Genomic DNA, 13,942 nt, shown 5'->3' with positions numbered 1-13,942 from the left:
AGTCCCAGGCTTTTTATTCGAGATAAAACTGCGAATTAGCGCGTCAGATCGTCAAAGAACTTCTTCACACCGTCGAAGAAACTTTTGGAGCGCGGACTGTTTTGTTCGCCGGTCGGGCCGCCAAAGCTGTCCTGCAGATCTTTGAGCAGTTGCTTCTGCTTGTCGTTCAGGCCCACTGGGGTTTCAACCACCACGCGGCACAGCAGGTCGCCCTGAGCGCCACCGCGTACAGACTTGACGCCCTTTCCACGCATGCGGAAAAGTTTTCCAGTTTGCGTTTCGCCCGGAATTTTTAGCTTCACGCGACCGTCCAGCGTCGGGACTTCAATCTCGCCGCCCAGCGCAGCCATCGCAAAGTTAATCGGTACTTCGCAGTACAGGTTATTGCCTTCACGTTCGAAAATTGGGTGCTGTTTTACCTGCACCTGAACGTACAAATCACCTGCTGGCGCACCATGTTCACCGGCTTCACCTTCGCCCGCTAAACGAATGCGGTCTCCGGTATCAACCCCTGCCGGGATCTTAACGGACAGCGTTTTACTTTTCTCAACGCGACCATGACCGTGGCATTTGTTGCACGGATCTTTGATCAGCGTACCGCGGCCCTGACAGTGTGGACAGGTCTGCTGTACGGCGAAAAAGCCCTGACGCATCTGCACCTGACCAGAACCATGACAGGTTGGACAAGTCTGCGGCTGAGTGCCTGACTTCGCACCGCTGCCGTGGCAAACGTCACACTCTTCCAGCGTAGGAATACGGATCTCTTTGGTGACGCCACGCACGGCTTCTTCCAGAGTGAGATCCATGTTGTAACGTAAATCAGCACCACGTGAGGCGCGCTGACGACCACGACCGCCGCCAAAGATATCGCCAAACACGTCACCAAAGATATCGCTGAAGTCAGCCCCGCCGCCAAAACCGCCGCCGCCGCCCATGCCGCCTTGCTCAAACGCTGCATGACCGTACTGATCGTAAGCCGCACGTTTTTGCGCATCGGTCAGGATCTCGTACGCTTCTTTGATTTCTTTAAACTTAGCTTCGGCCTCTTTATCACCCTGGTTGCGGTCCGGGTGAAATTTCATGGCCAGGCGCTTGTAGGCCTTTTTGATTTCACGCTCTTCCGCTGATTTGGAAACGCCTAAAATCTCGTAATAGTCTTGCTTAGCCATCTCTTTTTATCTGCCCCTAACATGCGTGCACGGGCGGAGAGGAAACCTCTTCGCCCGTGCCAGTAATTACCCGTTCAAAGGGCGATTATTTTTTGTCTTTCACTTCTTCAAACTCGGCATCGACAACGTCGTCATCTTTCGCGTTGTTTGCAGAAGCATCAGCGCCTGCTGCACCAGCCTGCTGCTGTGCGTGCTGCTGCTGAGCGATTTCCATCAGTTTCTGGGAAACCTGTGCCAGCGCCTGCATTTTCGCTTCGATATCCGCTTTGTCTTCACCTTTCAGAGAAGTTTCCAGCGCGGTCAGTGCAGACTCGATGGCAGTTTTGTCGTCAGCTGGCAGTTTATCGCCGGCTTCTTCAACCTGCTTACGCGTGCTGTGCAGCAGATGGTCGCCCTGGTTGCGGGTCTGAACCAGCTCTTCGAACTTACGGTCAGATTCCGCGTTCGCTTCTGCTTCGCGAACCATTTTCTGAATTTCTTCTTCGTTCAGACCAGAAGAAGCCTTGATGGTGATCTTCTGCTCTTTACCGCTGTTTTTGTCTTTCGCGGAAACGTGCAGGATACCGTCGGCATCGATGTCAAAAGTCACTTCGATCTGCGGCATACCGCGCGGAGCCGGGCTGATACCATCCAGGTTAAACTGACCCAGATCTTTGTTATCAGCGGCGCGTTTACGTTCACCCTGCAGCACGTGGATGGTTACCGCAGACTGGTTGTCTTCAGCGGTAGAGAACACCTGGCTGTGCTTGGTCGGGATAGTGGTGTTTTTCGCGATCAGTGGAGTCATCACGCCACCCATGGTTTCGATACCCAGAGACAGCGGGGTAACGTCCAGCAGCAGCACGTCTTTTACATCACCGGTCAATACACCACCCTGAACGGCAGCACCGATTGCCACTGCTTCGTCCGGGTTAACGTCTTTACGCGGTTCTTTACCAAAGAACTCAGCAACTTTCTTCTGTACCATCGGCATACGCGTCTGACCACCGACCAGGATAACGTCCTGAACGTCGGAAACAGACAGACCAGCATCCTGCAGAGCTACTTTCAGCGGCTCGATAGAACGGTTAACCAGGTCTTCTACCAGGCTTTCCAGTTTCGCACGAGTCACTTTGATGTTCATGTGTTTCGGACCGGTCGCGTCTGCAGTGATGTACGGCAGGTTCACGTCGGTCTGCTGAGCGGAAGACAGTTCGATCTTCGCTTTCTCAGCGGCTTCTTTCAGACGCTGCATCGCCAGCGGGTCGTTACGCAGGTCGATACCCTGATCTTTCTTAAATTCGTCAACCAGGTAGTTGATCATACGGCTGTCGAAGTCTTCACCACCCAGGTGGGTATCACCGTTGGTTGCCAGAACTTCGAAGGTTTTCTCGCCGTCAACTTCGTCGATTTCGATAATAGAGATATCGAAAGTACCACCACCGAGGTCATAAACCGCGATAGTACGGTTGCCGACTTCTTTATCCAGACCGTAAGCCAGTGCCGCTGCGGTCGGTTCGTTGATGATACGTTTTACTTCCAGACCTGCGATACGGCCCGCGTCTTTGGTTGCCTGACGCTGAGCATCGTTAAAGTATGCAGGAACGGTGATAACGGCTTCAGTTACCGGTTCACCCAGGTAATCTTCAGCGGTTTTCTTCATTTTTTTCAGCACTTCAGCAGAAATCTGCGGCGGTGCCATTTTCTGACCTTTTACGTCAATCCATGCATCACCGTTGTCAGCACCGATGATTTTGTACGGCATGATGGCTTCATCACGCTGTACTTCTTCGTCCTGGAAGCGGCGGCCAATCAGGCGTTTAATCGCAAACAGGGTGTTTTGCGGGTTTGTCACTGCCTGACGTTTAGCCGGCTGACCAACCAGAGTTTCACCATCCTGGGTATAAGCAATGATAGAAGGCGTGGTGCGATCGCCCTCGGCGTTCTCCAGCACACGTGCAGTAGTGCCATCCATAATCGCTACACAAGAGTTGGTAGTACCCAGGTCGATACCAATAATTTTACCCATCTAAACGTCTCCACTAAAAATTCGGTCATCATGTGGTTGTGAATCTGTAATAAGGGCGAAACGTGCGGTTTCAACTACCCTGAATCGATTTTTTTCAGACTCACCACTGCGGTTGTCTACAAGATGGGGTCGTAACCCACGTCATCAAGGGGGGCATGAAAATTTTTTTTAGCGTCGTGGCAATAAAATGAGGGAAAAATGGCTGAAATGTACAATTGCGAATAATCACCACCCCAAATGTATACACAAAGCCAATAACAAAAAACCAATCATTCATATAAAAATTGTAATAAAAAGAAAAGATTACAGGAATGAATCATTTTTCTGGCGGCGTTAAGATGACGGCAACGAACATATTTTTGAACCCGCCTAAGAGAAACACCATGAAAGCCGCATTAACACTTCCCGCCAGCCTGTTGGCGGGTCTTCTACTGAGCAGCGCCGCGCACGCTAACGATCATAAAGTTCTCGGTATGATTGCGATGCCCAGAAATGAAACCAACGATCTGACACTTAAAATTCCCGTTTGCCGCGTAGTGAAGCGCATCCAGCTTACCGCTGACCGTGGCGATATCCACCTGAACGGTGCGTCTGTTTATTTCAAAGCTGCACGCATGTCCAGTCAAAGCCTGAATGTCCCTTCATCCATTAAAGAGGGGCAGACCACCAATTGGATCAATATTAATAGCGACAACGACAACAAACGCTGTGTCTCCAAAATTACCTTCTCTGGTCAGTCGGTAAACTCGTCTGATATGGCAACGTTGAAAATCATTGGCGACGACTAATCCCTTCTGCATAAGTAGAACTCAGTATGAATGTCACGTATTTGAATGACGACGATCTCGCTTTTCTCCAGCATTGTAGTGAGGAGCAACTCGCCGACATCACCCGTTTACTCACCCATAACGAAAAAGGGAAAGCCCGTCTGTCGAGCGTTCTGAGTCATAACGAATTGTTTAAATCGATGGAAGGACACCCGGAACAGCACCGCCGCAACTGGCAATTAATCGCTGGCGAGCTTCAACATTACGGCGGTGACAGTATTGCCAACAAATTGCGCGGACACGGGAAATTATACCGGGCGATTTTGTTGGATGTCTCAAAGCGGCTAAAGCTCAAAGCAGATAAAGAGATGTCTACGTTCGAAATTGAACAATATCTGCTGGAACATTTTTTACGCAATACCTGGCAAAAAATGGATGCTGAGCATAAGCAAGAATTTCTGCAGGCGGTCGATGCAAAAGTCTCCGAGCTGGAAGAACTGTTGCCGCTATTAATGAAAGACCGCAATCTGGCGAAAGGAGTGTCTCACCTGCTCTCCGGCCAGTTATCCCGGATTCTGCGTACGCACGCTGCTGTTAGCGTCATCGGACACGGACTCCTGCGCGGCGCAGGGCTTGGCGGTCCAGTGGGGGCGGCCTTAAACGGCGTAAAAGCCGTGAGTGGAAGTGCCTATCGGGTCACCATTCCGGCCGTGCTGCAAATCGCCTGTCTGCGTCGAATAATCAACACCTCACAAGCGTGATGCTCGTCACAGGGGAAAATAATTCATTTTCCCTTCGTTAGATCATAGACAGTGCCCTCTCCCCTGATTATCATGCCGCGCCCCGAAGACTGTGATCGTTATTCGGGGAAACTATTTCACCATTCAATCAATGATGATTTTGAGGAATTATGGGCAACACTAAGTTGGCTAATCCGGCACCGCTGGGCCTGATGGGCTTTGGCATGACCACCATTCTGCTTAACCTGCACAACGCGGGTTTCTTCGCCTTTGACGTTATTATTCTGGCGATGGGAATTTTCTACGGCGGTATCGCGCAAATTTTTGCCGGCCTGCTGGAATATAAAAAAGGCAATACCTTCGGTTTAACCGCCTTTACCTCCTACGGTTCGTTCTGGCTGACGCTGGTTGCGATCCTGATCATGCCGAAAATGGGCCTGGCAGAGGCAACAAATGGTCAGTTTCTGGGCGTATACCTGGGTCTGTGGGGTGTGTTCACTCTGTTCATGTTCTTCGGAACGTTGAAAGCCGCCCGCGCATTACAGTTTGTCTTCCTGAGCCTGACGGTGCTGTTCGCGCTGCTGGCCGTTGGCAACATTGTCGGTAATGAAGCCATTATCCACGTTGCAGGTTGGGTTGGCCTGGTGTGTGGCGCAAGCGCCGTTTACCTGGCGATGGGTGAAGTACTGAACGAACAGTTTGGTCGTACCATCCTGCCGATTGGTGAAGCGCACTAATCGACGTTATCCCCCCTTTCGGGGGGATATACTTACAAGCGCTGTAACGCCCCCCGCGCGCTCGCATCGCGATGATAAATATCCTGTCGCAGCCAAATCCCCAGACCTAATCCCACCAGCGATAACGCCAGCACATACCAGGCCGGAGCCATTGGCGACACGCTCATTAACATCGTCACGGCGATTGGCGTCAGACCACCAAAAATGGCATAGGAAACGTTGTAGGAAAAGGAGATGCCGGTAAAGCGCACTTCTGCTGGAAACGCCCGCACCATGACATAAGGAACAGCCCCCACCACACCAACACACAACCCCACCAGTCCGTACAACAGGAACAGATGTTCAGGGTGGCTACCGGTCAGGTGATAAAAGAACCAACTGGAACAGGCCAACAGTAAGCTACCGATAATGAAGGTTTTGCTGGCGCCGACTCTGTCGACAATCAATCCGGCCAGCAGACAGCCAATACACAGCATAATGGTGGCAACACTGTTCGCCTGCAACGTTAGCGCGGGTGCAAAGCCATACTGCTTCTGCAACCAGACTGGCGACATCAGGATCACCACCACAATCCCGGCCGATAACAGCCAGGTCAGCAGCATTGAAATAACCACCGCTTTTTTATGCTTGCTCACCACCGACTTCACCGGCAGTTCCTGCGCCAGCGCCTTACGCTGCTGCATTTCAAGGAAGATAGGCGTTTCCTGCAGCCAACGGCGCAGATACATCGCCACCAGCCCAAACGCGCCCCCCAGCAGGAAAGGGATACGCCAGCCATAGTCATGCACCGCCTGCTGCGTCAGGCTGGTGTTCACCAGCGTCGCAACCACCGACCCCAGCAGAATTCCCACCGTCAGCCCGGCGGTCAGCGTGCCACAGGCAATGCCGATGCGGCGCTCCGGTACGTGCTCCGCCACGAACACCCACGCACCCGGTACTTCGCCCCCAATGGCTGCGCCTTGCAAAATGCGCATCAGTAGTAACAGCAGCGGCGCAACGATCCCCATTGAGGCGTAAGTGGGTAGCAAACCAATTGCCAGCGTCGGTATCGCCATCAGCAAAATGCTCAGGGTGAACATTTTCTTGCGCCCGACCAGATCGCCAAAGTGCGCCATGATGATGCCGCCCAGCGGACGGGCCAGATAGCCTGCGGCAAAAATACCGAAGGTTTGCACCTGACGTAGCCATTCCGGGATGTCGGCGGGGAAGAAGAGTTCGCCAACGACGGCGGCAAAGAAGACAAAAATAATGAAATCATAAAACTCCAACGCCCCACCGAGGGCAGCAAGCGTTAGGGTTTTATAATCCTGGCGATTCAGCGGTCGAGAGTGTTGTGACATAGCAAACCATGAGTCAGTGGAGTCATTGAACGTTCTGGCGATATGTGTAAATCAAAAATTACTATACCGTAAACAATTCAATACTCCACCGTGATTGCTATTTATATCACGAATAGACTACTTTCAGGCGTTTGTATCGCGAATTGCACTTTTAGGGCGAAAAGATGCTACGACAGCCGGTGTGGTTTCCACATATGGTCCATCCAACAGCTGTATACAATACGGTACACTTGCAAAAATACCCGGCACGATAACCTTACCGTCAGTATCTTTTACGCCTTCCAGCGTTTCTTTGATCGATTTCGGCTGCCCAGGCAGGTTCAGGATCAGCGCCTGCTTGCGAATGACCCCAACCTGTCGGGAGAGAATAGCCGTTGGCACAAAGTGCAGACTAATCTGGCGCATTTGCTCACCAAACCCAGGCATTTGACGGTCGGCAACAGCCAGTGTGGCATCAGGCGTCACATCGCGACGTGCCGGACCGGTACCACCGGTCGTCAGCACCAGATGACAGCTCATTTCATCCACCAGCTCGCATAACGTTTGCTCGATGATTACCTGCTCATCCGGGATCAACCGCGTTTGCAGTTCAAAAGGAGTTGTAAGGGCAGACGCCAGCCACGCTTCAAGGGCCGGGATACCTTTATCCTGGTAAACGCCACTGGAGGCGCGATCGGAAATGGAAACCAGGCCAATGCGTAAAGTATTCATGATTATTCCGTTTAAACAGTCTCGTTAAACAGAATGATACACTGCGAAGGGAAGGACAGACAGGTTTCAGAAGAGGTAGCGTGACCCCCGTCAGGGCCACGCGCTAATGATTACAGCAGATCGCCGATCATTTTTTCCAGTTTACCCTGGTCTACAGCAAACTTACGGATACCGTCCGCCAGTTTGTCTACAGCCATAGGATCCTGGTTGTGCTGCCACAGGAACTCAGCTTCAGTGATGCGTGCAGGACGCGCTTTCACTTCGCCAGAGAAGGACAGTTTACGTTCGATAGCGCCTTCGCTTTCCGCCAGCTCTTTCAGCAGTGCCGGAGCAATCGTCAGACGATCGCAGCCCGCCAGCTCAATGATTTCGCCGATGTTACGGAAGCTTGCGCCCATGACGACGGTTTCGTAACCGTGCTGTTTGTAGTACTCGTAAATTTCCGTTACGGAAACCACACCCGGATCTTCTGCCGGTGCGTACTCTTTCTTGTCAGTATTGGCTTTGTACCAGTCAAGAATACGGCCAACAAACGGAGAAATCAGGTATACGCCAGCTTCAGCACATGCACGCGCCTGCGCGAAGGAGAACAGCAGAGTCAGGTTACAGTTGATACCTTCTTTTTCCAGCTGCTCAGCGGCACGGATACCCTGCCAGGTAGAAGCCAGTTTGATCAGAATGCGATCGTTGCTGATGCCAGCATCGTTGTACAGTTTGATCAGACGTTTTGCTTTCGCGATAGACGCGTCGGTGTCGTAGGACAGGCGAGCATCAACTTCAGTAGAGATACGACCCGGGACCAGTTTCAGGATCTCCAGACCGATATTTACCGCCAGTTTGTCCGTCGCATCGACGATCTGCTGAGCACGATCGTCGCTCTGCTGCTTAGCCCATGCCACAGCGTCATCGATCAGCTTGCGGTATTCCGGGATCTGCGCTGCGTTAAGAATGAGAGAAGGGTTAGTTGTGGCATCCTGAGGCTGATACAGCTTCATTGCCGCGATGTCTCCGGTGTCGGCCACTACTGTGGTGAACTGACGAAGGGAGGTCAATTTGTCCGTCATGATAGCGATTCTCTTTAAACAGCTTGTTAGGGGGATGTAACCGATCTTCCCTGATGATAGCACGACGCACTCTCAGCGCAACCGCCGGGATTGTCCAACTCACTGCTCATTCCCGATTACGCATCTTAAAGCCCCTGATGCGCAATTAAGGGTTATACCCATTGTTATGGTAAACTCCCGCAATCAATCTCCTGACAAGGTATATACTGTTCGATAATTGGTAGCGCTTACATGGGAATATTAGCGCGTACCGGCATCAACAAGAGGGATGTTAATGCCTGATTTTTTCTCGTTTATTAATGAAATACTCTGGGGATCGGTGATGATCTACCTCCTGCTTGGCGCAGGATGTTGGTTCACCTGGCGTACCGGGTTTGTTCAGTTTCGCTACATTCGCCATTTTGGCAAAAGTCTTAAAAACAGCCTCAGCCCGCAACCGGGTGGCTTAACCTCGTTTCAGGCATTGTGTACCAGTCTCGCAGCTCGTATTGGCAGCGGAAACCTCGCTGGGGTTGCCCTGGCGATCGCCGCGGGTGGCGCAGGGGCCGTCTTCTGGATGTGGGTCTCAGCGATCATTGGCATGGCGACCTCCTTTGCCGAGTGCTCACTCGCGCAACTGTATAAAGAACGCGATAGTAAGGGGCAGTACCGCGGCGGGCCAGCATGGTATATGGCACGCGGCTTGGGTATGCGCTGGATGGGCGTACTCTTTGCCCTCTTTTTGCTCATCGCATACGGCCTGATTTTTAACAGCGTGCAGGCAAACTCTGTCTCCCGCGCATTGGCATTTGCGTTCGACATCCCTCCCCTCGCTTCCGGCATCACTTTGGCGATACTGTCATTCCTGGTGATCATTGGCGGTATTAAAGGTGTTGCTCGTCTGATGCAATGGTTTGTGCCGATCATGGCGCTACTGTGGGTCGGTTGCAGCCTTACTATCTGTCTTTGGCATATCGGGCAGATCCCCGAGATCATCGTCAACATCGTAAAAAGTGCTTTAGGGTGGCAGGAAGCTGCTGCCGGCGCAGCCGGTTATACGCTGAGTCAGGCCATTGCCAGCGGTTTTCAACGCGGTATGTTCTCTAATGAAGCGGGAATGGGCTCAACACCTAACGCAGCAGCTTCGGCTGCCTCCTGGCCACCGCATCCCGCGGCGCAAGGCATTGTGCAAATGATCGGTGTGTTAGGTGATACGCTGATTATCTGTACGGCCAGCGCCATGATTATTCTTCTGGCGGGGAATGGCACGACCTATATTCCAATGGAAGGCATCCAGTTGATGCAGAAGGCCATGGTCTCACTGACCGGCGAATGGGGAGCTGGGTTTGTCGCATTTATTGTGATTCTGTTTGCCTTCAGCTCTATCGTCGCTAACTACATTTATGCGGAAAACAACCTGGTCTTTTTACGTCTGGACAATATCCGGGTTGTCTGGCTGTTGCGTATTGCTACCGTCAGTACCGTGATCGCAGGCACCGTAGTCAGCTTCCCGCTGGTCTGGCAGCTCGCCGACATCATCATGGCCTGTATGGCGATAACGAACCTGACGGCGATTCTGCTGCTCTCCCCGGTTGTTCATACCCTTGCCAGCGACTATCTGCGTCAGCGCAAACTCGGTGTGCGCCCGGAATTTGATCCGCGCCGTTATCCTGAGATCAGACAACAGCTTGCGCCGGATAGCTGGAATGAGACGCCGCGCGAATAGCGCGGCAATCACAACCATCGATCAATTCTGTCGTTTTTTTTGCTAAAGTCGCAGTAAATTTCCTGCAAGGACTGGATATGCTGATTCTGATTTCACCTGCAAAAACGCTCGACTACCAAAGTCCGCTGGCAACCACACGTCATACGCTGCCTGAACTGCTGGACCACTCCCAACAGTTAATCCACGTGGCGCGTCAACTCTCTGCGCCGCAGATCGGCAAGCTGATGGGAATTAGCGATAAGCTTGCCGATCTGAACGCGACCCGTTTCCATGATTGGCAGCCAGACTTCACACCGGACAATGCGCGTCAGGCCATTCTGGCGTTCAAAGGTGACGTGTACACCGGATTACAGGCGGAAACCTTCAGCGAAGCGGATTTCGATTTCGCTCAACAGCATTTACGGATGTTGTCCGGGCTATACGGTGTTTTGCGTCCGTTGGATTTGATGCAGCCTTACCGTCTGGAGATGGGCATTCGTCTGGCTAATGCGAAGGGTAAAGATCTCTACCAGTTCTGGGGAGAGACTATCACCGATAAGCTTAACGAAGCGCTGGAAGCACAAGGTGATAACGTGGTGATAAACCTCGCCTCAGACGAGTATTTTAAATCCGTGAAGCCGAAAAAGCTGAACGCAGAACTGATCAAACCGGTATTCCTTGATGAGAAGAACGGCAAATTCAAAGTCATCAGCTTCTATGCCAAAAAAGCCCGCGGCCTGATGAGTCGCTACATTATTCAACATCGTCTGACGAAGCCTGAGCAACTGACCGCGTTTAACAGCGACGGCTATTTCTTTGATGAAGAGGCATCAGGGAGTGGAGAACTGGTGTTTAAGCGTCACGAGCAATAATGCAGCACATGTCGGATAAGGAGGCACCTTATCCGACAGCACAAACTTAATGGTGCCCGTTCGATCCCGGACGGTGGTCGTCGCGGCGATCGTCATGTCGATCGTTATGATGATCATCATAACGATTGTTGTGTGGCTGCGGACGCGGTCCGTGAGGTTGCCAGCGATGATCCCGCCACTCATAGTGTTTTCCCCACCAACCGTGATCGCGCCAGTTCCCGCCATCCCAGTAGTTACCCCGGCTGTCACGATCGCCAATCTGTAATTTAACCGCCGGTACCAGAGTAATTTCAGCCGCCTGCACGGCAAGGGGAGCAACCAGCATCATAGAAAGCGCAAGAAGCACAGGTTTGAATTTTTTCATTGGTGACTCCATTTTATCATTGCCCTTATCGGGTCGATAAAAGGAGATTACGTGAAGGGAATGAACGTTATTATCCTCCGCAATCCTAATCTCTAAGTTAGCGCATTTATTGGGAATTTCTCCTTTTTCGCTACCTATTTTCTCCTTATTTTCTCCATAAAAAAAGCCGGGTAAAACCCGACTCAGATTGTTAGCAGCATCGCCTACCTGTTACCGGATAACAGGTGTCGTCGGCCCGGTAAGCAGAGCGTCACCGGGCACAACAATTAACTGCGGGTCATCATCAGTTGACGCAGCGCGGCAAAATCAGCAGGCAGATGGTGAGAGAGCAGCGGTAAATCTGCACGTTCAGCCAGCTCTTTTGGTAGATCCAGCGTGACATTCAGAATCTGTTCAACGCTTTCTCTAAATTTCGCCGGATGTGCGGTGCCAAGGAACAGGCCATATTCGCCCGGATTCAACTGGTCACGCAGTGCACGATACGCCACCGCAGCATGTGGTTCTGAGGTATAACCTTTCTGCTGCAGCTCACGCATGGTGTCCTGCGTCGTTGCATCATCCACAGCTGCATAGCCCAACTCATTCAGGCGCCATATTTTACGGCGGAACAGTTCCTCCACACGCGGCCAGTTGTTTGGCTGGCTGACGTCCATGGCGTTCGATAAGGTTGCCTGAGTCGCTTTCGGCGCCCACTCGCCTTCGGCAAGAAAGCGTGGAACCGTATCGTTGACGTTAGTTGCCGCAATAAAGCGCTTCACCGGTAAACCCAGTGATTTCGCCAGCAGACCCGCGGTCAGATCGCCAAAGTTACCGCTGGGAACAGAAATAACCAGTTGATTACGCGCCTCTTGCGGCAGTTGGGCCACAGCCTCAAAGTAGTAACAGATTTGCGCCAGCAGACGGCTGATGTTGATGGAGTTAGCGGAATTCAGCCCCAAAGCCGCCTTCAGCTCTTCATCATCAAACGCCTGTTTCACCAGCGCCTGGCAGGCATCAAAATCGCCATCAATCGCCACAGTTTCAATATTGCCGCCCAGCGTACAGAACAGCTTTTCCTGTAATGGGCTGATCTTGCCATTTGGGTAGAGGATCACCACGCGCACATTTTTCAGGCCATAAAAAGCATGTGCAACCGCCGCCCCGGTGTCTCCGGATGTCGCGGTCAGGATAGTCACCGGTTTGTCGCCGCTGATGTGCGTTAGCATTTGCGCCATAAAGCGCCCGCCAAAGTCTTTAAACGCCAGTGTCGGACCATGGAACAGCTCCAGACAGCCGACATCACCTTCGACCTGAGCGACCGGTGCCGGGAAGGCAAACGCCGCACGCACGCGCTCTTCCAGGATCTCTTGTGGGATCTCCGTGCCAATGAATGCGGAAAGGATCTTCGCGCTGCGGCTAACGAAGTCCTGATTCAGCATCTCATCCACTTCTGTCAGATTAAATTCCGGCAGATCGTGCGGAAAAAACAATCCCTGATTCTTGCCAAGCCCTTGCGTGACGGCCTGCGCAAAGCTGACCTGTTCGTTGTGATCTTTCAGATTATAGAGTTTCATTGATTATCCCAGTACCCGTGCGCCCGCCGTATCCAGCCGGCAAATATGAACAAAGCCTTCCTGATTTTGCAGGTAATTTTTACCCAGCCAGTCTGCTACGCGCTGTGCCGTATCCGGCTTATCGCATAAGGCGAACAGCGTCGGCCCTGATCCGGAAATGCCGCTGGCCAGCGCGCCGATTTCCGCTACCGCCTGACGCGCCTGACTAAAGCCGGGCAGCAAGCGGGTACGGTACGGCTCAGCAATAACATCTTTCATCAGCTTCGCGGCAAGACCCGGCTGACGGGAATAGCAGGCGTGGATAAACCCAGCCAGATGCCGCCCGTGGGCAATACAGTCCTGACGACGATACTGCGCAGGTAAAATCGCCCGCGCTTCCGCTGTCGACACTTTAATGCCTGGATACGCCAGTACCCACAGCCACTCATCAAAGCCTGGCACCTGCTGGCTGATAATTCCGTTTTCTTCGATCATTAACTGCATGCCGCCCAAAAAGCACGGGGCGACATTATCGTAGTGAATACTGCCGGAGATACGCCCTTCCAATTCACCCATAATTGCCAACAAGCGCGTATCGTTGAGCGGTTTACCGCAATATTCGTTCATCGCCACCAGTGCGGCCACCACGGAACAGGCGCTGGAGCCTAAACCGGAACCAATCGGCATATTTTTTTCCAGCGTCATCGCCACTGGAACGGTTTTACCCAGTTCCTGACAAAAACGCTCCCAGCACTGGTAGACGATATTTTCCCGCGGCGCTGACGGCAGCTTATTCGCAAAGCGCCCGAGGTTGTTCAGGCTGAACTGGTCAGCCGCCTCAACCGAGACCACGTCACCCAACAGTGAACCATCTACGGGGGTGACCGCCGCGCCAAGCACATCAAACCCGACGCTCATATTGGCACTGGAAGCCGGGGCATAAACTCTCACCAT

General features: G+C 52.4%; 13 protein-coding genes. 5 read left to right on the top strand and 8 right to left on the bottom strand.

Features of this window, described 5'->3' with window-relative positions; translation table 11 throughout:
* Nucleotides 1-35: 35 nt before the first annotated feature.
* Together dnaJ and dnaK are read right to left on the bottom strand one after the other, a co-directional pair.
* Entirely contained in the window at nt 36-1,169 is a 1,134-nt protein-coding gene (gene dnaJ, locus RYZ59_RS09175; protein WP_181509547.1) for a molecular chaperone DnaJ, read from the bottom strand.
* A gap of 85 nt (nt 1,170-1,254) precedes the next feature.
* Nucleotides 1,255-3,177 (bottom strand): molecular chaperone DnaK, encoded by a 1,923-nt coding sequence (gene dnaK, locus RYZ59_RS09170; protein ID WP_003829739.1) that lies wholly within the window; start codon nt 3,175-3,177, stop codon nt 1,255-1,257.
* 383 nt (nt 3,178-3,560) lie between these two features.
* Here dnaK and RYZ59_RS09165 point away from each other — a divergent pair, with 383 nt between their 5' ends.
* From RYZ59_RS09165 to satP, 3 genes are all read left to right on the top strand, one after another.
* The gene (locus RYZ59_RS09165) at nt 3,561-3,965 is read left to right on the top strand and encodes a DUF2541 family protein (protein WP_318047596.1); all 405 of its coding nucleotides are present in this window, start codon (nt 3,561-3,563) and stop codon (nt 3,963-3,965) included.
* Nucleotides 3,966-3,991: 26 nt separating this feature from the next.
* Nucleotides 3,992-4,705 carry an acidic protein MsyB gene (msyB, locus tag RYZ59_RS09160; RefSeq protein WP_271441687.1) on the top strand — a complete coding sequence of 238 codons (714 nt, stop codon included), beginning with the start codon at nt 3,992-3,994 and terminating at the stop codon, nt 4,703-4,705.
* A 149-nt stretch (nt 4,706-4,854) separates the two neighbouring features.
* The gene (satP, locus tag RYZ59_RS09155) at nt 4,855-5,421 is read left to right on the top strand and encodes an acetate uptake transporter (protein ID WP_137383779.1); all 567 of its coding nucleotides are present in this window, start codon (nt 4,855-4,857) and stop codon (nt 5,419-5,421) included.
* 32 nt (nt 5,422-5,453) lie between these two features.
* Here satP and RYZ59_RS09150 read toward each other — a convergent pair whose 3' ends face one another.
* From RYZ59_RS09150 to tal, 3 genes are all read right to left on the bottom strand, one after another.
* Entirely contained in the window at nt 5,454-6,761 is a 1,308-nt protein-coding gene (locus RYZ59_RS09150; protein ID WP_318047601.1) for an MFS transporter, read from the bottom strand.
* Between the two features lie 123 nt (nt 6,762-6,884).
* A complete protein-coding gene (gene mog, locus RYZ59_RS09145) occupies nt 6,885-7,472 on the bottom strand; it encodes a molybdopterin adenylyltransferase (RefSeq protein WP_318047602.1) in 588 nt (195 codons plus the stop codon).
* Between the two features lie 110 nt (nt 7,473-7,582).
* Nucleotides 7,583-8,536, bottom strand: a complete 954-nt coding sequence (gene tal, locus RYZ59_RS09140) for a transaldolase (RefSeq protein WP_137383782.1) — start codon at nt 8,534-8,536, stop codon at nt 7,583-7,585.
* A 274-nt stretch (nt 8,537-8,810) separates the two neighbouring features.
* Between tal and RYZ59_RS09135 the strand changes: the two genes are divergently transcribed.
* Both RYZ59_RS09135 and yaaA read left to right on the top strand, forming a co-directional pair.
* Nucleotides 8,811-10,241, top strand: a complete 1,431-nt coding sequence (locus tag RYZ59_RS09135) for a sodium:alanine symporter family protein (RefSeq protein ID WP_318047604.1) — start codon at nt 8,811-8,813, stop codon at nt 10,239-10,241.
* A gap of 77 nt (nt 10,242-10,318) precedes the next feature.
* A complete protein-coding gene (yaaA, locus tag RYZ59_RS09130; protein ID WP_318047605.1) occupies nt 10,319-11,092 on the top strand; it encodes a peroxide stress protein YaaA in 774 nt (257 codons plus the stop codon).
* Between the two features lie 46 nt (nt 11,093-11,138).
* On the opposite strand, the gene RYZ59_RS09125 is transcribed toward yaaA, so the two are convergent.
* The 3 genes from RYZ59_RS09125 to thrB form a co-directional block, all read right to left on the bottom strand.
* A complete protein-coding gene (locus RYZ59_RS09125) occupies nt 11,139-11,456 on the bottom strand; it encodes a DUF2502 domain-containing protein (protein ID WP_318047607.1) in 318 nt (105 codons plus the stop codon).
* A gap of 266 nt (nt 11,457-11,722) precedes the next feature.
* Nucleotides 11,723-13,009, bottom strand: a complete 1,287-nt coding sequence (thrC, locus tag RYZ59_RS09120) for a threonine synthase (protein WP_318047609.1) — start codon at nt 13,007-13,009, stop codon at nt 11,723-11,725.
* A gap of 3 nt (nt 13,010-13,012) precedes the next feature.
* Nucleotides 13,013-13,942, bottom strand: a complete 930-nt coding sequence (thrB, locus tag RYZ59_RS09115) for a homoserine kinase (protein ID WP_318047611.1) — start codon at nt 13,940-13,942, stop codon at nt 13,013-13,015.

The sequence above is a fragment of the Citrobacter sp. HN-141 genome, from assembly GCF_033341895.1.
Classification (GTDB): domain Bacteria; phylum Pseudomonadota; class Gammaproteobacteria; order Enterobacterales; family Enterobacteriaceae; genus Citrobacter.
This window is presented reverse-complemented; position numbering and strand designations above follow the sequence as displayed.